General features: G+C 71.3%; 19 protein-coding genes. 7 read left to right on the forward strand and 12 right to left on the reverse strand.

Annotated features, from left to right (window positions below; translation table 11 throughout):
* Positions 1-2 precede the first annotated feature (2 nt).
* The 4 genes from MFF64_RS23175 to MFF64_RS23190 form a co-directional block, all read right to left on the reverse strand.
* A complete protein-coding gene (locus MFF64_RS23175; RefSeq protein WP_238192542.1) occupies positions 3-377 on the reverse strand; it encodes a hypothetical protein in 375 nt (124 codons plus the stop codon).
* Positions 378-1,369: 992 nt separating this feature from the next.
* On the reverse strand, positions 1,370-2,287 hold the full coding sequence (locus tag MFF64_RS23180; protein ID WP_099900187.1) for an amidohydrolase family protein: 918 nt from the start codon (positions 2,285-2,287) through the stop codon (positions 1,370-1,372).
* A gap of 11 nt (positions 2,288-2,298) precedes the next feature.
* Positions 2,299-3,582, reverse strand: coding sequence for an MFS transporter (locus MFF64_RS23185; RefSeq protein ID WP_207767885.1), 1,284 nt, complete (start codon positions 3,580-3,582; stop codon positions 2,299-2,301).
* A gap of 254 nt (positions 3,583-3,836) precedes the next feature.
* Positions 3,837-4,871: a 4-hydroxythreonine-4-phosphate dehydrogenase PdxA gene (locus MFF64_RS23190; protein WP_207767884.1), complete on the reverse strand. Its 1,035-nt coding sequence runs from the start codon at positions 4,869-4,871 to the stop codon at positions 3,837-3,839.
* A gap of 183 nt (positions 4,872-5,054) precedes the next feature.
* Here MFF64_RS23190 and MFF64_RS23195 point away from each other — a divergent pair, with 183 nt between their 5' ends.
* The gene (locus MFF64_RS23195; protein ID WP_238192543.1) at positions 5,055-5,738 is read left to right on the forward strand and encodes a GntR family transcriptional regulator; all 684 of its coding nucleotides are present in this window, start codon (positions 5,055-5,057) and stop codon (positions 5,736-5,738) included.
* Between the two features lie 84 nt (positions 5,739-5,822).
* Here the strand turns inward: MFF64_RS23195 and MFF64_RS23200 are convergent, their stop codons facing one another.
* From MFF64_RS23200 to MFF64_RS23220, 5 genes are read right to left on the reverse strand one after another with little or no spacing between them, the layout of a single operon-like run.
* Positions 5,823-6,752, reverse strand: a complete 930-nt coding sequence (locus MFF64_RS23200) for a polysaccharide deacetylase family protein (RefSeq protein ID WP_238192544.1) — start codon at positions 6,750-6,752, stop codon at positions 5,823-5,825.
* Positions 6,753-6,755: 3 nt separating this feature from the next.
* Complete coding sequence (locus MFF64_RS23205; RefSeq protein WP_238192545.1) at positions 6,756-7,556, reverse strand: ABC transporter permease; 801 nt, start codon at positions 7,554-7,556, stop codon at positions 6,756-6,758.
* Positions 7,553-8,440, reverse strand: coding sequence for an ABC transporter permease (locus MFF64_RS23210; RefSeq protein ID WP_238192546.1), 888 nt, complete (start codon positions 8,438-8,440; stop codon positions 7,553-7,555). Before MFF64_RS23210 ends, MFF64_RS23205 begins: the two co-directional genes overlap by 4 nt.
* A complete protein-coding gene (locus MFF64_RS23215) occupies positions 8,437-9,567 on the reverse strand; it encodes an ABC transporter ATP-binding protein (RefSeq protein ID WP_099900473.1) in 1,131 nt (376 codons plus the stop codon). The genes MFF64_RS23210 and MFF64_RS23215 overlap by 4 nt, the downstream gene beginning before the upstream one ends.
* Positions 9,568-9,575: 8 nt before the next feature.
* Complete coding sequence (locus MFF64_RS23220; protein ID WP_238192547.1) at positions 9,576-10,619, reverse strand: extracellular solute-binding protein; 1,044 nt, start codon at positions 10,617-10,619, stop codon at positions 9,576-9,578.
* A gap of 180 nt (positions 10,620-10,799) precedes the next feature.
* Between MFF64_RS23220 and MFF64_RS23225 the strand changes: the two genes are divergently transcribed.
* Entirely contained in the window at positions 10,800-11,600 is an 801-nt protein-coding gene (locus tag MFF64_RS23225; RefSeq protein WP_238192548.1) for a GntR family transcriptional regulator, read from the forward strand.
* A gap of 100 nt (positions 11,601-11,700) precedes the next feature.
* On the opposite strand, the gene MFF64_RS23230 is transcribed toward MFF64_RS23225, so the two are convergent.
* Together MFF64_RS23230 and MFF64_RS23235 are read right to left on the reverse strand one after the other, a co-directional pair.
* A complete protein-coding gene (locus MFF64_RS23230; RefSeq protein ID WP_099902018.1) occupies positions 11,701-12,132 on the reverse strand; it encodes a YeeE/YedE family protein in 432 nt (143 codons plus the stop codon).
* Positions 12,132-12,545, reverse strand: a complete 414-nt coding sequence (locus MFF64_RS23235) for a YeeE/YedE family protein (protein ID WP_099902021.1) — start codon at positions 12,543-12,545, stop codon at positions 12,132-12,134. Before MFF64_RS23235 ends, MFF64_RS23230 begins: the two co-directional genes overlap by 1 nt.
* Positions 12,546-12,815: 270 nt before the next feature.
* On the opposite strand from MFF64_RS23235, the gene MFF64_RS23240 reads away from it, so the two are divergent.
* The 4 genes from MFF64_RS23240 to MFF64_RS23260 all read left to right on the forward strand — a co-directional run bounded on the left by MFF64_RS23240 (position 12,816) and on the right by MFF64_RS23260 (position 17,704).
* The gene (locus tag MFF64_RS23240) at positions 12,816-13,022 is read left to right on the forward strand and encodes a hypothetical protein (RefSeq protein WP_238192549.1); all 207 of its coding nucleotides are present in this window, start codon (positions 12,816-12,818) and stop codon (positions 13,020-13,022) included.
* A 38-nt stretch (positions 13,023-13,060) separates the two neighbouring features.
* Complete coding sequence (gene cysE / locus MFF64_RS23245; protein ID WP_099900801.1) at positions 13,061-13,942, forward strand: serine O-acetyltransferase; 882 nt, start codon at positions 13,061-13,063, stop codon at positions 13,940-13,942.
* Between the two features lie 407 nt (positions 13,943-14,349).
* Positions 14,350-15,741 carry a family 2B encapsulin nanocompartment shell protein gene (locus MFF64_RS37880; RefSeq protein ID WP_273557169.1) on the forward strand — a complete coding sequence of 464 codons (1,392 nt, stop codon included), beginning with the start codon at positions 14,350-14,352 and terminating at the stop codon, positions 15,739-15,741.
* Positions 15,728-17,704 carry a family 2A encapsulin nanocompartment cargo protein cysteine desulfurase gene (locus MFF64_RS23260; protein WP_238192550.1) on the forward strand — a complete coding sequence of 659 codons (1,977 nt, stop codon included), beginning with the start codon at positions 15,728-15,730 and terminating at the stop codon, positions 17,702-17,704. The genes MFF64_RS37880 and MFF64_RS23260 overlap by 14 nt, the downstream gene beginning before the upstream one ends.
* 79 nt (positions 17,705-17,783) lie before the next feature.
* On the opposite strand, the gene gcvA is transcribed toward MFF64_RS23260, so the two are convergent.
* Positions 17,784-18,668 carry a transcriptional regulator GcvA gene (gene gcvA, locus MFF64_RS23265; RefSeq protein WP_238192551.1) on the reverse strand — a complete coding sequence of 295 codons (885 nt, stop codon included), beginning with the start codon at positions 18,666-18,668 and terminating at the stop codon, positions 17,784-17,786.
* 96 nt (positions 18,669-18,764) lie between these two features.
* Between gcvA and MFF64_RS23270 the strand changes: the two genes are divergently transcribed.
* Positions 18,765-20,006 carry an MFS transporter gene (locus MFF64_RS23270; RefSeq protein WP_099904013.1) on the forward strand — a complete coding sequence of 414 codons (1,242 nt, stop codon included), beginning with the start codon at positions 18,765-18,767 and terminating at the stop codon, positions 20,004-20,006.
* The last annotated feature ends 26 nt before the right edge of the window (positions 20,007-20,032 follow it).

Below are 20,032 nucleotides of genomic sequence, written 5' to 3' on the forward strand. Positions count from 1 at the left end.
TGTCAGGTTTGGCAATCAGTGTCCCGCCCCGGCCCGGCGGAGGCCCAGCCGGTGACGAGGCCGAGGAGCGCGAGCAGGCCGGCGCCGAGGCGGACCGCGGCGGCGATCCAGGGATGGAACAGCGCGCAGACGGCGACGTAGACCGGCATCCAGGGCAGATCGAAGAGGGTCGGGACGGCCGGCCCGGCGAGAAAGCCCTGCCGGATCAGGCACGTGCCGAGCCGCTCGGCGGTCAGGCGGCCGAACCGGGCCAGGATGCGGGCCCGCAGGAGCTCGAGCACCGCCTGGATCACGAACAGGGTCAAGGCGCTCCCGGCGAGCCCGATCAGGGTGACGATGCTGCGGCTCGGCAGGACCCGGTTGTAGACCTGCAGCATGAACAGGGGGTGCCGTCAGCATCAGGAGGTTGATGAGGGTGCGGACGGCGATCGTGGCAGGGCGTCAGTCAAATCGGATTGCCCGAAGCCAAGTTTCAACCGGAGGGCGAGTCATGTGGCTGAGTTTCACATCTATCGGCGGGTTTATCGTCTGAGATTGACAAATTTTTAGTTTAAAATTCGCAATAAAAATCCATATAACTCATGAAAATCGTCATCTATATGTCGAGACAGCTATGTGGCAAATTTTGTCGGCTAGTTTTATCGCCTGTTTCATGGATTTGCCGTGAAATATGTAGACTCGTGATGAGTTTTTTACTCTATAACACATGTTTCCATAGATCACCCTGCCAGTTCCCGGGAGCCATTACGGCGGCATAAGAGCTCCAAAACTATTTACTAACTGCGCCATCCAGATACATGAAGCTGCACTTAAGCGATAAATCAAACACAGGTTGTTATCAAGGTGCAACCTGGAGGCGTAGATGCAGAACTTCCGCGTCAGCCGGGTTCCGGTCGTTTGGTGTGATCCGGATCGTCCCGAAGATGGCGTGCAACGAATCGAGTCCGTCATCGACGCCTATGATGACATGCACAGAAATATAGCATTGCAGAAGTGCCGCCTTTCGGCTCCGGATCTGTGGGTTCGGGCGGAGCACCTGATCGATCTCGCGCTCATCAACCGACATCGGAGAACATCGAGGCGGCCGAGCAGGCCTTGACCGCCCTCGTCAAGCGCACGGCACCGATCCCCCCGCCGTGAGACGGCAGGTCGCCCCCGAGACTTGCGGTGAGCCGCTATCCCTCGTTCGATCCGCGCTGCGCCTGAGCTGGCCGAGACGGATCGTCGACGAAGTCTTCCGCTCGAGCAGCCGGACGGTGCCGTGATCGCCCCCGCTCTCGGTCGGCGACCGGACGGGCATGGGGCAGCAGACGTCGAGATGCTCGGTCCAGGATCGCGACGGTGTGGGTCGTGAGCCGCGTCCGAGGCGTCAGCGCTCGGGCGCCGCGATGCCGTACACCCGCCGCGCCGTGCCGATGAAGAACGCCTCCTGCTCCGAAGGACCCAGAGGTGCGACGATGGTCTTGAAGCCGTCGATCATCGGGGCGAGGTCCGCGCACAGGCTGTCGACCGGAAAGTTCGAGCCGAACATCACCCGGTCCGCCCCGAACAGGTCGACCAGGGTCCGCACCACTGGCCCGTTCAGCTCCGGCGCCCAGGCCTGGCCCGGCTGGCCGAGGCCCGAGGCCTTGACGGCGACGTTCGGGCAAGCTGCGAAGCGGGCCATCGCACCGCGCCAGAGCTCGAGGCTGTCGGGATCGCGGCGCGAGGGCAGGCCGGCGTGGTTGAGGATGATCGTGGTGTCGGGGAAGTCGAGAGCGAGATCGACGGCCTCGTCGAGGTTCCACCACGGCGTCTGCAGGTCGAAGCGCAGGCCGTGACCGCGCAGGAGCGCGTAGCCGGCCCGCCAGCGCTCGTCCGACATCAGGGTCCGGCACCGCCCGACCTCGTCGGGCGATCCCGGCTCGCCCGGCTTGTGGCGCACGCTGCGCACCAGCGGGCAGGCCGCCTGCCCCGCCAGCACCGCCGCGACGTCGTCGCGGTCGAGCCAGGCCTGCGCCACGATCGCGTTGGGCAGGCCCCACTCGACTGCGAGCCCCGCGGCGTAGGCGGTCTCGCCGAGCGGGTCGCCCGGGTTCCACTCGGTCTCCACGTAGACGCTGGCGACGATGTCGTGCGGGCCGGCGTCGCGGCGGTAATCGTCCGGCAGATAGCGCCGCTTGATCGCCTCGTAGTCCCCGTAGCGGAACGGGATCCGCACGCCGGGCGCGAGCCAGGGATGCGGGTTGCGGTCGGGCTCCCAGAAATGCTGGTGGGCGTCGAGGATCGGGCCGTCGTAGCGGGACATCGGCGCCTCCTTCAGACCCGTGACGCCGGGTAGGCGATCAGCATCGTGCCGGCGACGTAGACGAGGGCGCAGACCGCGAAGAACATCAGCACCGCGAGGTAGGCGCCGGTGGCCTGCAGGATCAGCCCCGTCAAGATCGGCACCGCGATGCCGCTGGCCGAGCCCGCGAAGTTCATGATTCCGCCGACGAGCCCGACCTTGTCCTTGGGGGCCAGGAGCGGCGGCAGGCTCCAGTAGAGGCTGCCCCAGTAGAGGAAGAACAGGGTCACGGAGAGCAGGGCTACCGCGCCGACGGGGTTCGCGACCTGCGGCAGGGCCACGAAGGTCGCGAAGATGGCGATGCCTGAGAAGCCCAGCATGCCGCGATAGACCGTCGCCCGCGACCAGCCGCGGGAGAACAGGGCATCGGCGGTGAAGCCGGCGAACAGCGAGCCGGTCATGCCGGCGAGGAAGATCACGAAGGTCGCCGAGCCCATCTGCTTCAGGTCGAAGCCGCGGGCCTGGGCGAGGTAGCTCGGGCCCCAGGTCAGCAGGCCGAAATTGATCATCGCCCAGGCCATCCGGCCGAGCATCAGGCCAGCGAGCGAGCGGGCCGCGATCCGGGGCGGCGCCTCGGCAGCGTCGCGCTGGCCATCCGGAACGGCCCGGATGGCGGCGAGCTCGGCGGCGTTGACCTGCGGGTGCGTCGCGGGATCGTCGCGCAGGGTGCGCCAGGCGAGCGCCCCGAGCGCGATGGTGCCGAGGCCGGCGGCCAGGAAGGCGAGGCGCCACGAATCGAGGGCGAGGATCAGGAACGAGATGATGACGCCGCCGAAGGCAGCCCCGAGCGGCGAGCCCGAATCCATCAGCACCGCGCCCCGGCCCCGCTCCTGCGGCGACAGCCAGATCGCGTTCAGCTTGGCGCCAGCGGGAAACAGCGGGGCTTCCGCCGCGCCGAGGCCGAGCCGGGTCAGGAGGAGCGAGAGCCCGCCCGTCGCGAAGGCCGCGAGGGACTGGAACAGCCCCCAGGCGATGGTAGCCCCCGCCATCAGGCGGCGCGGGCCGTAGCGGTCGATGAGCCACCCGCCCGGCACCTGCAGCAGCGCGTAGGTCCAGAAGAAGGACGAGAGGATCACACCCTGCATCGTCGGCGAGAGGTCGAATTCGCGGGCGATGGTCGGCATCGCGATCGACAGGGCGGTCCGGTCGATGAGGTTGATGACGACGAGCGCGAACACGACCGCGAAGATGCGCCAGCGCACCCGTGTGGCTGCGGCGGTCGCGAGCGCGCCGGGTCTGGCGATGGTGGCGTCCATGGCATTCTCCTCCGATGGGTCGCCCGGGGCTCTCACGGCCCCTGGGCGGACGAGGTGGCGCGGCGCCGGCCCGGCCTTTCGAAGCCGGAGCGGGCGACGACTCTCAGCGGTTCACCAGCCGGGCCGGGATGGGGCGCGGCACGATGCGCGCCGTCGCCTTCCTGCAGGCCGAGGCCCGGACGGGGAGGCCGGCGCTCACGGCCCGGGAATGGCGACGGAGCGTGCGAAGGCTGTCGAGAGCGCCGGTCGGGCGGTCACGCCGCCTGCCGCAGCGTCCCCCTCCCCGCCATCCGGGCCGCGAGCAGGAGAGCCGCTCGGCTGGCGCCCGGATTGGCGATGCCCTGGCCGGCGATGTCGTAGGCCGAGCCGTGGGCGGGGGTGCAGATCGGGAAGGGGAAGCCGCCGAGCAGGGTCACGCCGCGGTCGAAGCCGATGAGCTTCATGGCGATCTGGCCCTGGTCGTGGTACATCGTCAGCACTGCGTCGAAGGCGCCCTTGGTGGCGCGCAGGAAGACGGTGTCGGGCGGGAACGGCCCCTGCGCGTCGATGCCCTCCTGCCGGCCGGCCTCGACGGCGGGGGCGATGATCGCGTCGTCCTCGTGGCCGAAATTGCCCCCGTCGCCGGCATGCGGGTTGAGACCCGCCACCGCGATGCGCGGCGCGGCGAATCCGCTGTCCTGCAGCGAGCGGTGCGTGAGCCGCAGGCCCTCCAGCACCGCGTCGTAGGTGATGAGCGAAGCCACCGCCGAGAGCGGCACGTGCGAGGTGATGCGGGCGTTCCACAGCCCGTCGAGGATGTTGAACTCCTTGGCCGGCACGTCGGTCAGGCCCAGCACCTCGGCGGTGTAGCCGATCTCGTCGTCGTAGGGCGGGTGGGCTAGGCGCATCGCCGCCTTGTTGAACGGCGTGAAGCAGACCGCGCCCGCCACGCCGGCGGCGGCGAGGCCGATCGCCTCGCGGAAATTGCGCAGCGCGAAGGCGCCGCCCTCCCGCTGCACCGCGCCGAGGGTGATCGCGTCGGGGTCGAGATGGCCGAGATCGAGCAGCACCGGGCGCTCGCCGGGCGTGAGGTCGGCCCCCTCGCGCCGCACCTCGACGTCGAGGGACAGGCCGGCCTGCTCCGCGCCGCGCTCCAGCACCCGGGCATCGCCGACGATCACCAGGCGCGCGGCAGAGCGGATCTCCGGATCGGCCGCGACCTTGGCGGCGAGCTCGGGCCCGATCCCCGCCGGATCGCCGATGGCAACGGCGAGCACGGGACGCAGCGGGTCGGCGGGCATGTCGGACATGGGAGACACCTGGCGCTTCCTCGGATTGCGCCTCCTATAGACCCGGGATGCCCTACACGCAAGAATGCTGTATGCAGGATGATAGGATCCCACAATGCGACGGTGGCTTTGTTCCCTGGCCGGTCGCGAGTGGCAGGGAGACGAGCCCCCATGCTAGGAGAGCTGGCGGTTGAGAGGCGGGGGATGGACGTGAGCAACGAGGGGGCGTCGACCCTCGACCAGGTGGTGCCGGTCAGCCGGCGGACGCTCCACGACGAGCTCGTCGGGCGCATTCGCGATCTCATCATCGAGGGCCATCTGGCGCCGGAGAGCCGCATCCACGAGGGTCAGCTCGGGCAGGCCCTCGGGGTCTCGCGCACCCCGTTGCGCGAGGCGCTGAAGTTCCTGGCGAGCGAGGGCCTGATCGAGCTGGTGCCCGGGCGCGGCGCGGTGGTGCGCCGCCTCACGCCCCGCGACGTGCGCGACATGCTGGACGTGCTGGCCGCCCTGGAGACGACCGCGGCCCGCCTCGCCTGCCAGCGGGCGAGCGACGCGGAGATCGCGTCCTTACGCCGGCTGCACGACGAGATGATGGGCTACTACGCGGTCCGCGCCCGGCTCGAATACTTCAAGCGCAACCAGGCCTTCCATGCCGGCTTGGCGACCCTGTCGGGCAACGCGTTCCTCGCCGCCACCCACGAGGGGATCCAGTCGCGGCTGCGCCGGATCCGCTTCGTCGGCAGCGATGCGCCGGCGAAATGGGCCGGCGCCGTGGCCGAGCACGAGGAGATGGTGCTGGCCCTCGAGGCCCGCGACGCCGAGCGGCTCGCCGCGGTGATCGCGCGACACCTCGAAGCGACCTGGGTGCGGGTGCAGGACGTGATCTGAGCCGGCTTCGGGTCGGGCGCGCGACCCGAACCGTCGACCGCTCGCCCGTGCCGAGGCAGGGCGGATGCGCGATCGGGGCGAGGCTCAGGCGCAGCCCTCTGCGGCGTCCGACCCCTCGAATCCGGCGGCCTCCCGCAACCAATGCGCCGCGATGGCGTCGCGGCGGGCGAACCACGTACCCTCGCGGGCGGCCGCGTGGGCGAGAAAGCGCTCGAGCCCGCCGATGCGGCCGGGCCGGCCGATGATGCGCAGGTGCAGGCCCACCGACAGCATCCGCGGCGCGTTCCCCCCCTCAGCGTAGAGACGGTCGAAGGCGTCGATGCAGTAGCGGGCGAAGTCGTCGCCGAACACGAAGCCGCCGCCGCGCTGGAAACGCATGTCGTTGGTGTCGAAGGCGTAGGGCAGCACGACGTGGGGGCGGTCCCCACGCCCCGGGACGAGGTAGGGCAGGTCGTCATTGTAGGCGTTCGAGTCGTACAGGAAGCCGCCCTGGTCCAGGAGCAGCCGGCGGGTGTTGACCGAGGTCGCCGAGCGGGTGTGCCAGCCGACCGGTGCGCGCCCGGTCGCGTCGCGGATCGCCGCGACCGCCCGGGCGATCGTGTCCCGCTCCTCGGTCTCGCCCATCCCGGCATGGCGTTCCCAGCGCCAGCCATGGGCCGCGACCTCGTGCCCGTCGGCAGCCGCCTCCCGGGCCAGCCACGGCGAGAGCGCGACGGCGCGGCCATTGGCGTTGAGAGTCGCGGAGACGCCGTAGGCCGACAGCAAGGCCCGGATGCGCGGCCAGCCGGCCCGGGTGCCGTACTCGAAATGCGATTCCATGCAGAGGTCGCGGGACCCGACGACCTCCTCCACCACCTCGTAGACGGATTCGTTGCGCTCGTCGCCCATCCCGAGGGAGAGCTCCGCTCCCTCCTCGACGTTGACGACGACCGAGACGGCGAGGCGGGCGCCGCGGGGCCAGGCGATGGCCGGCGGGTGGCCACCATAGCCGCGGAAATCGCGATCGTGCTCCATCGCTTAAACCTCCGCCAGGCGGCGCAAGCCGACGAGGCGGTCGCCGAGGATCAGCACCGCGACGGCGAGCAGGATCAGCAGCGTCGAGACCGCCGCGACGGTGGGATCGGGACGCTCCTCGACGAGTTGCAGCATCTGGATCGGCAAGGTCTTGGTCCAGGCGTCGGTGAAGAAGATCGAGATCGGGTAATTGTCCATCGAGGCGAGGAACGCGAACAGGCCGGAGGTCAGGAAGGCCGGCGCCAGGCCCGGCACCAGCACCCGCAGGACGGCCGCCGGGTAGGACAGGCCGAGGGTGCGGGCGGCGTCGATCAGCGTGAAGTCGAACAGCGACAGCGCCGCCACGACGGTGCGCACGACATAGGGTAGCGTGATCACCCCGTGGGCGATGAGCAGGCTCAATCCCACGTCGCGCAGGCCCGCGGCGCGAAAACCCTGCAGCATGGCGATGCCGACCACGAGCCCGGGGAGCATCAGGGGCGAGATCAGGAAGGTGACGAGGGCCTCGCGCCCGGGGAAGCGGCCGCGTACCACCGCGATGGCGCAGAGCGTGCCGAGGACGAGCGCCAGGGCGGTCGCCAGGACCGCTACGCGCAGCGAGGTCCAGACGGCCGGCCAGAGGTCGCGCGAGGTCCAGAGCCGCTCGTACCAGCGCGTCGACCAGGAGGGCGGCGGCAGGGTGAAGACCGCGCTCGATCCGAAGGAGACCGCCACCGTCACCACGAGCGGCGCCATCAGGAAGAGGGCGGAGGCCGCCGCCAGAATCCAGACCAGGGCGAGGGCCGTGCGCTCGGTCGCGGTCATGACTGTCCTCCTCCACCGAGCCGGCGGGCGAGCGCCGTCGATCCCACCACGACCGCGACCGCGACGGCCAGCAGAAGCACCGCGGTGGTCGAGCCGAGCTGCTCGTCGCGCATGAACAGGAAGGCGCGGCCGGTGAGGGTCGCGAGGGTCTGGAAGCGGTCGCCGATGACGAGGCTCGGCACGACGTACATCGACACGGCGAGGGAGAACACGAAGGCGATGCCGGAGACGATCCCCGGCAGGGTCAGCGGCAGGGTCACGCCGAGGAAGCGGCGCAAGGGGCTCGCCCCCAGGGTCGCGGCGGCCTCAGCGAGGCGCGGATCGATCTGGCGGATCACCGCGTAGATCGGCAGGATCATGAACGGCAGGAAGACGTTGGCGGCGCCGATGACGAGCCCGGTCTCGGTGAACAGCAGCCGCTGCGGCGCGTCCCAGATGCCGAGGCCGACGAGGAGCCCCGACACCACCCCGTCCCGGCGCAGCACGATCTGCCACGCATAGGCCTTGACCACGACCCCGACCGAGAGCGGCAGGATGACGGACAGGAGCAGGAGCCCCTGCACCGCGCCGCGGGCCCGCGCCAGGGCGACCGCCGCCGGGTAACCGGCGAGGAGGCAGACCAGGGTGACGAGAAGCGCGGTCCGCACCGTGTTGCCGATGACCCGCCAGCTGAACGGATCGGACAGGAACTGCGCGAGCGGCGTCAGGCTGATCCCCTGCGGGCCCGAGAGGCTGCGCCCGAGCAGGACCAGCAGCGGCCAGCCATAGGCCGCCGCGAGGTAGGCGAAGGCCGGGAGCGCCAGCAGCGCCACAGGATCCGGCCGGACGGAGAGCGACCGGCGGGCCGGGACCCGGCCGGTGAGGGGGGCGGCCGGTGCGCTCATGCGGCGTCCCGCTGCGCGGGCTCGGCCGGAAAGACCAGCGTGTCCTCGATCGCCCACGACAGGCGCAGGCGCGCCCCGGGCCTGGCGCCCGCCGGGATCTCGGGGGCCTCCGCCAGCAGGGCTCGCTCCCCGTCCGGGCCGGCGAAGAACAGGTGGGCGCGGGCGCCCTGGAACGCGACCTCGACGAGGGTGGCCTCGATCGCGTTCGGCCCGTCCGCTCCGATCCGGATCCGCTCCGGCCGCACCCCGAGGAGCACCGGGCTGCCCGGCCGGAACCGGCCCGGCGCCCGCACCGTCCCGAGCGCCGTCTCGACCCGGAGCACCCCGTCGCCCTCCTCCCGCACGGTGCCGTGAAGCCGGCTCGACAGGCCGACGAAACCGAGCGCGAAGGCGGTGGCGGGCCGGCGGTAGAGCGTCACTGGATCGGCGAGCTGCTCGATCGCGCCGCGGTTCATCACGGCGATCCGGTCGGACATGGTCAGGGCCTCGTCCTGGTCGTGGGTGACGAACAGGGCGGTGATGCCGAGCTCGCGCAGCAGGCGCTTGAGGTCGATCTGCATCGCCTCCCGGAGCTTGCGGTCGAGGGCCGAGAACGGCTCGTCGAGGAGCAGGAGCTTCGGCCGCACGGCGAGCGCCCGGGCCACCGCCACCCGCTGCTGCTGCCCGCCCGAGAGCGCCTGCGCCCGGCGGTCGGCGAAGGGCGCCATCTGGACGAGGTCGAGGAAGCGCGCCACCACGGCCGGGATCTCGGCGCGGGGATGCCCCTTGGCCTTGAGCCCGAACGCCACGTTCTCGGCGACCGTGAGATGGGGGAACAGGGCGTAGTTCTGAAACACCACTCCGACGTCGCGCCGGTGCGGCGGGGTGCGGGTGACGTCGCGGCCGTCGAGGACGACCCGGCCGCGATCCGCCGCGACGAGGCCGGCGACGATGCGCAGGAGCGTCGTCTTCCCGCAGCCGGAGGGGCCGAGCAGCGAGACGAACTCGCCGCCTGCGACCGCGAGATCGACGCCGCCGAGCACCGTGCTCGCGCCGAAGCGCTTCTCGGCCCCCACGATGGTGAGGAAGCCGGGATCGGATGGGGCGGAGGCAGGCGGGGTTGGGGCAGACGGGGTTGGGGCAGGCATGGCGCGGCTCAGATCGCCATCTCGCGGTCCCAGCGCTTGATCCAGCCGTCGCGCTCGCGGGCGACGTTGGCCCAGTCGATCTGATGCACGACCAGGTCGGCGGGCAGGCCCGCCGGACGCGGAACCGCGCGGTTGGTGGGTAGCGAGAAGGTCGGGCCGACGAGGCGCTGCTGCAATTCCGCTCCGAGCAGCATGTCGACATAGGCGAAGGCAAGGTCGGGAAGCGGACAACCCTTCACCACCGCGATGCCCGACGGCATCGCGAACACGCCCTCCTTCGGGGCCGCGAGGGCGATCGGGGCGCCGGCGGCCTTGCGCTCGAGGGCGTAGGACGACATCGCGGACGAGATCATCCAGGCCTCGCCCTGCTCCAGCAGGTTATAGGCCTGGGGCTGCTGCGTGTAGACCGTGAGCAGGTTCGGCTTGAGCGCGGCGAGCTTGCGAAAGCCCGGTTCGGCGTCACCCTGCGCCGCATCGAGGGACTTGCCGGTCTCGAGGGCGGCGGCCGCGAAGATGTTGGGCAGACCTTCGGTGTTCTGCAGCGAGGGGACGATGATCCGGCCCTTGTACCTGGGGTCGTAAGGGTCGGCCCAGGAGGTCGGGGCTTGGCGCATCGCCTCGGTGTTGTAGGCGATGCCAAGCCAGGGCTGCAGGTAGTTCGCCCACATCCCGTCCATATGGACGGTGCCGGGGACGAGGGCGCCGAGATTCGGCACGCGCGCGGGGGTCAGCGGATCGAGGAGCCCTTCCTTCACCGCCAGGATCATCACCGGATCGTCCATCTGGACCACCGACAGGTAGGGCCGGTCCCGGTTCTTCTGCATCTTCTCGAGGTTCACGAGCGAGCGCGTGCCCTCGAAGATCACCTTCGCGCCATGCTTCCGCTCGAAGGCCGGGACCACGATCTCCTCGACCCAGGCCTTGTGGCCGGCGGCCCCGCCGACGACGAGCTCGCGGGCCTGCGCCCGCAGGATGCCGGGCGCCGCCACGAGGGCGCCGAGAGCCGCAGCCCCGCGCAGCACCGAACGACGATCGGGAGAGGTGGACGGCATGGCGGGAAACCCTCCGGACGGAGCGGATGACACCGAAGGGATACGTCTGCCCGCCCCGTCAATGAAGCACAAAGTCATCGCAATTGTGCACAATCTTGGAGCGACAGGCGGTGCGAACGGGCTTGGGCGGCGGACCGTCCGGGCTTATCTCGGGGCGGGCCGATGCGGACCGGGAGGGACATGATGGACCGGAAGGCCGTGCGTGCCGTCCCGTCGGACGGCGAGACGGCGCAGACCGGCATGCTCGACGAGACGGCGGTCCACGCCGGCATGCTCGACGAGACGGCGGTCCACGCCGTCCTGGCGCGGGTGCTGCTCGACGGGCGGGTTCCGGCCGGGACGAAGCTCGGCGAGCACTTCCTCGCCGAGATCTTCGGGGTGAGCCGCGAGCGCGTGCGCAAGGTGCTGCACCGGCTCGGCCACGAGCGGCTGATCACCGTCGAGAAGAACCGCGGCGCCTTCGCGATCGCGCCGGATCTCGGCGAGGCGCGCACGGTCTACGAGGCGCGGCGCATCCTCGAGGGCGGCATCGTCGGGCACCTCGCGACGGCGCTCGACGAGGCCGGCGAAGCGCGGCTCGCCGCCCACGTGGCGGCGGAGGATGCCGCGATGGCGGCGGGCGACCGCTTCACCTCGATCCGCCTCTCGGCGGAGTTCCATACCATCCTGGCCGATCTCACCGGCAACGTGCTGATCCGGCGCCAGATGCAGGAACTCGTCGCCCGCACGATGATGCTGGTGGCGTTCTTCGAGCCCGACTCGTCGGTCGCCTGCCAGTGCGCCGAGCACCGGGCGGTGTTCCGGGCGCTCAGCGGGCGCGCCCGGGCGCAGGCGGTGCGGGCGATGACCACCCACCTGTCCCTGGTGGAGACGCGGCTGCGCCCGCGGGTCTGCGAGGCGGTCCCCCCTCCCCTCGAGGAGGTGCTGCGCGACGCGCTCGCCAGACGGCAGACCGCGAAGGGGCTGAACGATAACAGGTAGGCCGGATCGGCGAGGCGCCTGCCGGCATCGTCGTCGTCCGGCTCAGGTCCGAGGCCGGGCAGCGCCTCGGACCTGCGCGTCATCGCGTGGTGCGGGCGCGCTATCGCACCGGCAGCGCACGGCGCAAGACTCCATGCGCCGCCATGCCGGCGAGCATTGCGGCGACGAACACGACGACCGGCAATGCCCCGCCGGAGAGGGCCGCCACCGCCGGCCCGGGGCAGAAGCCCGACAGGCCCCAGCCGATGCCGAACAGGACGGCACCGAGGATCAGGGGCGGATCGATCCGGGTCCGGGTCGGCCAGTCGAACCGCTCCGCCAGGACGGGCCGGTGCAGGCGGCGCGCCAGCGCCGTGCCGAGGCCCGACGCGGTGACGGCGCCGGCGAGGACGAAGGCGAGGGTCGGGTCCCAGGCGCCGGTCACGTCGAGGAAGCCGCGCACCCGGGCTGGGTCGAGCATGCCGGACAGCGCGAGCCCGCCCCCGAACAGCAGGCCGGACAGGACAGCGGCGGCGAGGCGCAAGGCCGGCATCACGGCAGTACCCGCCCGGCGGCGACCGTCAGCATCCCGCTCGCCAGGAACGCGACGACCGCCACCGCCGAGCGCGGCGACAGGCGGGCGAGGCCGCAGACCCCGTGGCCGGAGGTGCAGCCCGAGCCGAGCCGCGTGCCGAAGCCGACGAGCAGCCCGGCCAGCGCCAGCACCGGCAGGCTCGCCTCGATCCGCATCGCCGGCCAGCCGCCCGCGAGGAGCGCGAAGACCGGCGGCCCGAGGACGAGCCCGGCGAGGAAGGCGGCGCCGATGCGCCAGGCCGGCCCGGCCGGACGGGCGAGACCGGCGACGAGGCCGCTGATCCCGGCGATGCGGCCGTCGAGGAGGAGGAACAGGGCGGCCGAGAGGCCGATCAGGAGGCCGCCGGCGAAGGCGCTGGGCAGGGTAGTCATGACGATCCCGGGACGCGAGGGCGCCACCGGTCGGCCGGCGACGCGACCCGCTGCGTACCGAAAGGGAAAGCGCGGAACAAGGCTTGCGGCGCGCGGTTGTTTCGTAGATTATCGAGCAAGTACAACAGATTAGCGAAGCAAATGCTCTCGTCCGCCCAACTCGCGACTACACCCTTCTCCCCTCACGCCGGAATCGAGGGAAGTTCTTCCCGCCCGCAGGGTCGGGTCGCCAGGCGGGGACACCCGCGGGAGCATCTGGAGAATGATGTCATGGCTTCAGCGACGATGACGCGCGGCGACGAGGTCGTGTTCGACCGGCTCGACCTCGCGGACGCCTTGGGGATCTGGCGCAACGCCAAGGGGAGGATCGTCGGCATCCATGGCCAGGGCAGCCGCACTCCCACCGTCGACGTCAAGTTCGACGGTCACGAGACCCTGCAGCGCTACCTGCCGGACCTCTTCCGGCGCGTGCAGTAACGCCCGTGAGAGATGCCATCGGATTGGACCTGGTCAGCATGGATCTGGCATCCCCGGCCGCACCGGCGACGGTTCTTCGCGTGAGCACCGCCGCCCTGCGTCAGCCTCCCTTACGCGCGACGAGCCACAGCACGGCAGAGGCCGATGTCTGGGCGGAGCTGCGCGCCGAGGCGGAGGCGGCGCTGATCGAGGAGCCGCTCTATGCCGGGATCATCCAGGCGACGATCCTCGACCAGCGCAGCCTGGCCCAGGCCCTCGCCTACCGCCTCGCGCACCGGCTCGGCGACGGCGACCTCGCCCGGCTATCGATGCGCGACCTCTGCCTCGCCGCCTTCGAGGCGGATCCCCATGCCGGCGCCCACGCGGTGCGCGACCTGATCGCCATCCGCGAGCGCGACCCGACCTGCCGGCGCTACCTCGATCCTTTCCTGTTCTACAAGGGACTGGCCGCCCTCGAGGGCTACCGGGTCGCCCACTGGCTCTGGCACCAGGGCCGGATGACGCTGGCCCTCCACGTGCAGAGCCGGATCTCGGAGGTGTTCGGCTGCGACATCCACCCGGCGGCACGGATCGGCTCGGGGGTGTTCATCGACCACGCCACCGGCGTCGTGATCGGTGAGACCACGGTGGTCGCCGACGACGTGTCGATCCTGCAATCCGTGACGCTGGGCGGCAACGGCAAGGACAGCGGCGACCGCCACCCCAAGATCGAGCGCGGGGTGCTGCTGAGCGTCGGGGCCAAGGTGCTCGGCAACATCCGGGTCGGCGAGGGCGCGAAGGTCGCCGCCGCCGCGGTGGTGCTGCACGACGTGCCGCCCCACACCACCGTGGCGGGCGTGCCGGCCCGGGTGGTCTCGCGCATCCCGCGCTCGGAGGAACCAGCCCTGACCATGGACCAGTTCTTCGGCGAGGGCATCTGACGGCAGCCGAAAAATCTCTTTCGGAGATGGTTCATCGCAGGATCGCGGTACGATCGCGATCTTGTAGGAAATTTTTTTATGAAAACCGTAATAATTAGACATTTTTTGTACGCATCGGCTCGAAGAAAGAAAATTCTAGACGTAACGGGCCGATAAACGAAAAAACATTCTATTGACCCTTGCCGCCGATCGCCGGTATCGCTGCGGCAGCGGGAGGCAGGACGGTCAGTATTGTGAAATGACCGCCACCCTCGCGGATATCGAGACGCCAGGACAGCCAAGATGATCGGCTCGGGATCATCCGCCATGACTTGTCGTTCCGCGTGAACGGTGAGGGCTCCTGGCGTCGGACACGCAGAATGCCGGGCCGAGACCGGCCTGCAACGGCTACACGGAGACGAACCTCGATGAGCGGACCGGGTTTGAGCGTCAGCGCTTCAGCCGCACGCAACCTCGCCACCGCGACCGTCACCTCGGTCCAGAACGCGGCCAACACGCCGCGCTTCCTCTTGCGGCTCCTGCCCTTCGTCGACGTGCCGGGCGGCGTCTACCGGGTCAACCGCCGCGCCGTCGTGCTGGCCAAGCCCGGCCGCATCGACCTCGCGGCCGAGGGCGAGGGCCGCACGGTCCGCGCCGGCTCCTTGCGCGCCGTGCCGCTGTTCAGCCGCCTCGGCGACGCCGAGCTGGCGGCACTGGCGGGCAAGTTCACCGAGAGCCGGCACCAGGCCGGCGAGGTCATCGCCGAGGAGGGCTCGACCGGGCGTAGCCTCGTGGTGGTCGCCGACGGCACCGTCGAGCTGACCCTGTCGGGCCCCTATAAGGGCCGCCTGCGCCAGGGCCTGGCCACCCGCGGCGACTATTTCGGCGCCGGCGACCTCGTCGGCGAGGCAGGCCCCGCCCCGGCCGTCAAGGCGCTCTCGGCAGTAACGCTGCTCACCCTCGACCCCGCCGCGATCGAGGACGAGGCCATCGCCTCCCGCATCGCCCAGCACCGCGAGGAGCGCGACCGGCTCAAGGGCCACACCAATTCCCACGGCGAGCAGGGCATCGAGCTGCTGGCGGTCCATGCCGGGGAGCCGCGCCTGCCGACCACCTTCGTCGATTACGAGATCGATCCGCGCGAGTACCACCTCTCGACGATCCAGACGATCCTCAACACCCATACCCGCGTTACCGACCTCTACTCCAACGAGATCGACCAGCTGCGCGAGCAGATCCGCCTCACGGTCGATGCCGTGAAGGAGCGCGAGGAGTGGGAACTCCTCAACAACTCCCAGTTCGGCCTCCTCAACGAGGTGGCACCGCGCCAGCGCATCCCGACCCGCGGCGGTCCGCCGACCCCGGACGATCTCGACGAGCTCCTGACCCTGGTGTGGAAGAAGCCCGCCTTCTTCGTCGCCCACCCACGCGCCATCGCGGCCTTCGGCCGGGAGGCGACCCGCCGCGGCGTGCCGCCGGTGGTGGTGCACCTGTTCGGGGCGCCGTTCATCACCTGGCGCGGCGTGCCGCTCGTCCCCAGCGACAAGCTGCCGATCGACATCGACCCGGTGACCGGCGCCCAGACCACCTCGATCCTGCTCCTGCGCGTCGGCGAGGGCGAGCAGGGCGTGGTCGGCCTGCACAAGTCGGGCGTGACGGGCGAGATCGAGCCCGGCCTGTCGGTGCGCTACATGGGCACCAACGACCACTCGATCGCCTCGCACCTCGTGACCCGCTACTTCTCGGCGGCGGTGCTGGTCGAGGACGCGATCGCCCGCCTCGATAACGTGCTGCTCGGCAACTACCATGACTACGCCTGAGGTCGGCCTCCCCTCCGGGACGCCGGCCGAGCTCGCCCACGCGGATCTCGTCGGGCGCCTCGCCCGCGAGATCTACGGGCAGGGCCAGGCTGCGAGCGCCCCCTTCGCCCCGACGCTGCCGGCGGGCCCTCAGGCTTCGCAGGCACTCGACGTGGTCCCCCCGGCTCCGGCCGGGGTCACCCCCTCGGGGGTCGAGCCCGGCCTCGCCGCGCTCGGCGCCCGGTCCTTCGGTGCACCGCCGGTCGGCCTGCCGGGACTGACCGGGCCCTCGGCCACCAAGCCGCTCGGTGCCAACCCGGCGCCGGGAAGCGCGACCATCCTCGATCTCGGCGCGATCGCCCCGGTGCATCCGCTCGCGGACCCGCTCGGAGGGCAGCGACTGCCCGAGTTCTTCGTGCCGAGCCTCCCCGAGGTGGCGGCCGGCCTGCCCGGCGGCACGGACCTCGACCGGCAGATCGCCGCGGACCATCCGCGCGCCCACGCCTTCGCGCAGGCGGTGGCGTCGGCGCTCGCCCCGGCGGTTCCCTCCCGCCACGGCGGGGACGTGGCGCAGGAGCACGTCCGACGCACCGGCCGCCTGTCCGAGCAGCCTTCCGGGCCCTCGGCCGAGGCCAACTACTACTTCCTGAACCCGTCACCTACCCCGGCCCGCCGCGGTGGCCGTCCGGCGGCCCGGCCGCGGGTCGAGCCAGCCCGCCATGACGGCCCGGCCCCTCGGGCCCTCGCCCTCGGTGCGAGCCCGGCCGCGGCGCCCTTCGACGTCGAGCGCGTGCGCCGGGACTTCCCGGCCCTGCTTCAGAGCGTCAACGGCCACCGGCTGGTCTGGCTCGACAACGCCGCCACCACCCACAAGCCGCAGAGCGTCATCGACGCGACGAGCGACTTCTACGGCCGTCACAACTCGAACATCCACCGGGCCGCGCATACCCTGGCGGCGCGCGCGACCGACCTGTTCGAGGGCGGCCGCGAGAAGACACGCCGCTTCCTCAACGCGCCGAGCAAGGACGACATCGTCTTCCTGCGCGGCACGACGGAGGCGATCAACCTCGTCGCCAATTCCTACGGCCGCGCCCATATCGGCCCGGGCGACGAGATCATCGTCTCGACCATCGAGCACCACGCCAACATCGTGCCCTGGCAGCTCCTGGCCCAGGCCACCGGCGCGACGATCCGGGTGATCCCGGTCAACGACCGCGGCGAGATCATCTTCGAGCAATACGCCGCCCTGCTGTCGGGCCGCACCAAGATCGTCTCGGTGACCCATGTCGCCAACGCGCTCGGCACGGTGAACCCGATCGGTGAGATCATCGCGCTCGCCCACGCCTACGGCGTGCCGGTGCTGGTCGATGCCGCCCAGTCGACCCCGCACATCCCCATCGACGTGCAGGCGCTCGACGCCGACTTCCTGGTCTTCTCCGGCCACAAGGTATTCGGGCCGACCGGGATCGGTGCGCTCTACGGCAAGAGCCACCTGCTCGAGGCGATGCCGCCCTGGCAGGGCGGCGGCCACATGATCGAGGACGTCACCTTCGCGCGGACCGTCTACAAGGGCGTGCCGGAGAAGTTCGAGGCCGGCACCCCGGACATCGCGGGTGCGGTGGGGCTCGGGGCTGCCCTCGACTACCTGGAGGGCGTCGGCCTTCCCGGCATCGCCGCCTACGAGCACGACCTGCTCGACTACGCGCAGGCCGGGCTTGCCGAGGTGAAGGGCCTGCGGTTGATCGGGACGGCGCGCGAGAAGGCGAGCGTGATGTCGTTCGTGATCGACGGTTACGAGAACGAGACGGTCGCCCACCACCTCGACCGGCACGGCATCGCGGTGCGCTCGGGCCATCACTGCGCCCTGCCGGCCCTGCGCCGCTTCGGCGTCGACCAATCGATCCGCGCCTCGCTCGCCTTCTACAACACCCGCGAGGACGTCGACGTGTTCCTCAAGGCGCTGCACACCCTGCCGCGGCGCTGATCCCCGCGAGGCCGTCCGGTCGCCGTCCGGTCGGTGCCCGAGTGGCGCCGACCGGACCATTCCGGCGAGGGACGCCGCTTCAGGATCCCGCCACCGCGACGAGCCAGGCGCAGAACGCGCGCACGGCCGGGTCCTCGGCGCGCGTCTCGGGGACGAAGGCATGATAGCTGCGTGCCGGCAGCGACGGACCGGCGAAGGGCAGCGCGAGGCGGCCGGCCGCCACGTCGTCGGCGATCAGCCGCGCCGGGCCCATCGCCACGCCGAGGCCGTCGAGGGCGGCCTGGAGCGTCAGGTAGAAATGCTCGAGCGTCACCGAGGCCTGCGGCTGCAGGTCCGGCACGCCGGCGGCGCGCAGCCATTGCGGCCAGACCTGCGGCAGCGTCGCGGAATGCAGCAAGGTGTGGTGGCGCAGCTCTGCCGGCTCGGAAAGGGGAAGGCGCCGCAGCAGGCCCGGGCTGCAGACCGGGATGCGTGTCTCGGGCAGGAAAAGCTGCCCGGCATGGCCCGGTCGCGCATCCGGTCCGCCCCGGATGGCGACGTCGAACGGCTCGGCGATCTGCGCGAGGGGAACGTTCGAGGTCGTCAGCCGGACTTCGACCGCGGGATTGGCGAGCTGAAAGGCGGAGAGGCGCGGGATCAGCCAGCGTAAGGAGAAGGTCGCGAGCGCGTTCACCCGCAGCAGGCGGGGTCGCCCGCGCTCCACCTCGCGCGCGGTCGCGAGCGCGACGCGGTCGAGGGCGGCGCCGATCTCCGTCAGGTAGCGACGTCCGACCTCGGTGAGGACCACGCGACGGTTGTGCCGCTCGAACAGGGGTACCTGCAGCCACGCTTCGAGGGCCTGCACCTGCCGGCTCACCGCGCCGTGAGTGACGCCGAGCTCGGAGGCGGCGAGCGTGAAGCTCGCGTGGCGGCCGGCGGCCTCGAAGGCGCGCAGAGCGTTCAGGGGCGGCAGGCGCCGGTGCATTCGGGTCAGGTTTCCTCACGCGAGCGTCAGGATAAGACGTTTGTCAGGGCTGCGCGAGGACGCGATCCTGCGGGGGAAACGACAGCGAACAACCCGATGTCCCTCGCCCCCGATCTCGCCTCGCCCTCGCTTACCGTGCCGGACCGCGATCCGCGGCGGACCTTGGTGGCCGCCGGCCTCAACCACGCCCTGCACGACGGCTACACCGATCTGATCTACGTGCTGCTGCCGGTCTGGCAGGCGGAGTTCGGCCTCGGCTACGCCGCCCTCGCGCTGCTGCGCACTCTCTGCACCGGGACGCTCGCGGCTCTCCAGATCCCGTCGAGCCATCTGGCGCGGCGATGGGGGGCGCGCACCGTGCTGGTGCTCGGCACGCTGCTGAGCGCGGGCGGCTACGCCCTCGCGGGCCTGTCCGGTGGTCTCGTCGGCCTCTGCGCCGCCCTGGTCCTCGTCGGCGCCGGCTGCAGCACGCAGCACCCGCTCGCCTCGGCAGTGATCGCCCGGGCCTATGGCCGCGCGGCCCGCGGACCGCTCGGGACCTATAACTTCGCGGGCGACCTGGGGAAGGCCGCCGTGCCGCCCGTCGTGAGCCTGCTGATGACCCTCGCGGACTGGCGCGCGGCGCTCTGGCTGGCGGCGGGCGCCGGCGCCGCGGTCGCGCTTGCCATCGGCCTGCTTCTGCCCCGCGATCCGGTCGCGCCGGATGCGGAGCCGGATGAATCGCCGCCGGCCGCTCGCCGGGGCGACGCCGGCGCCGGTCGGGCCGGGTTCGGACTCCTCGTCGGGATCGGCATGCTCGACAACGCCGCGCGCCCGGCCTTCCTGCTCTACCTGCCGTTCCTGCTCGGACAGAAGGGGGCGGGGCTGACCCTCGTGGGTCTCGCGCTCTCCGGGGTGTTCGTCGGTGGCGCGCTCGGCAAGGCGATCTGCGGGCGCCTCGGGCAACGGCTCGGCGTCACCCGGACCGTGATCCTCACCGAGGCGGGCACCGCGGTGGCGATCCTGGCGGTGATCGGATTGCCGCTCTGGCCCGCCCTCGCCGTGCTGCCGGTGCTGGGCCTGCTCCTGAACGGCACCTCGTCGGTCTTGTACGGCACGGTGCCGGAGCTCGCGCCGGGGGGGCGGGTCGAGCAGGCCTTCGCGGTGTTCTACACCTGCACCCTCGGGGGCAGCGCGCTCGCGGCGCCCCTCGTCTACGGGCGCCTCGGCGACCTCGCCGGCCCGCGCTGGGCGGCCGTGGCGGCGGCCGCGACCGCGCTCGCGGTCGTACCGCTCATGCTCGCCCTCTCGCGCCATCTCGGTGGCACCGCGCCGGGCCCGGCCCCTCGTCATCGATGAGCCCGGGACACCCGCGGCTCCGGTAC

It is taken from the genome of Methylobacterium frigidaeris (genome assembly GCF_022179185.1).
GTDB classification, from domain to species: Bacteria; Pseudomonadota; Alphaproteobacteria; order Rhizobiales; family Beijerinckiaceae; genus Methylobacterium; species Methylobacterium frigidaeris.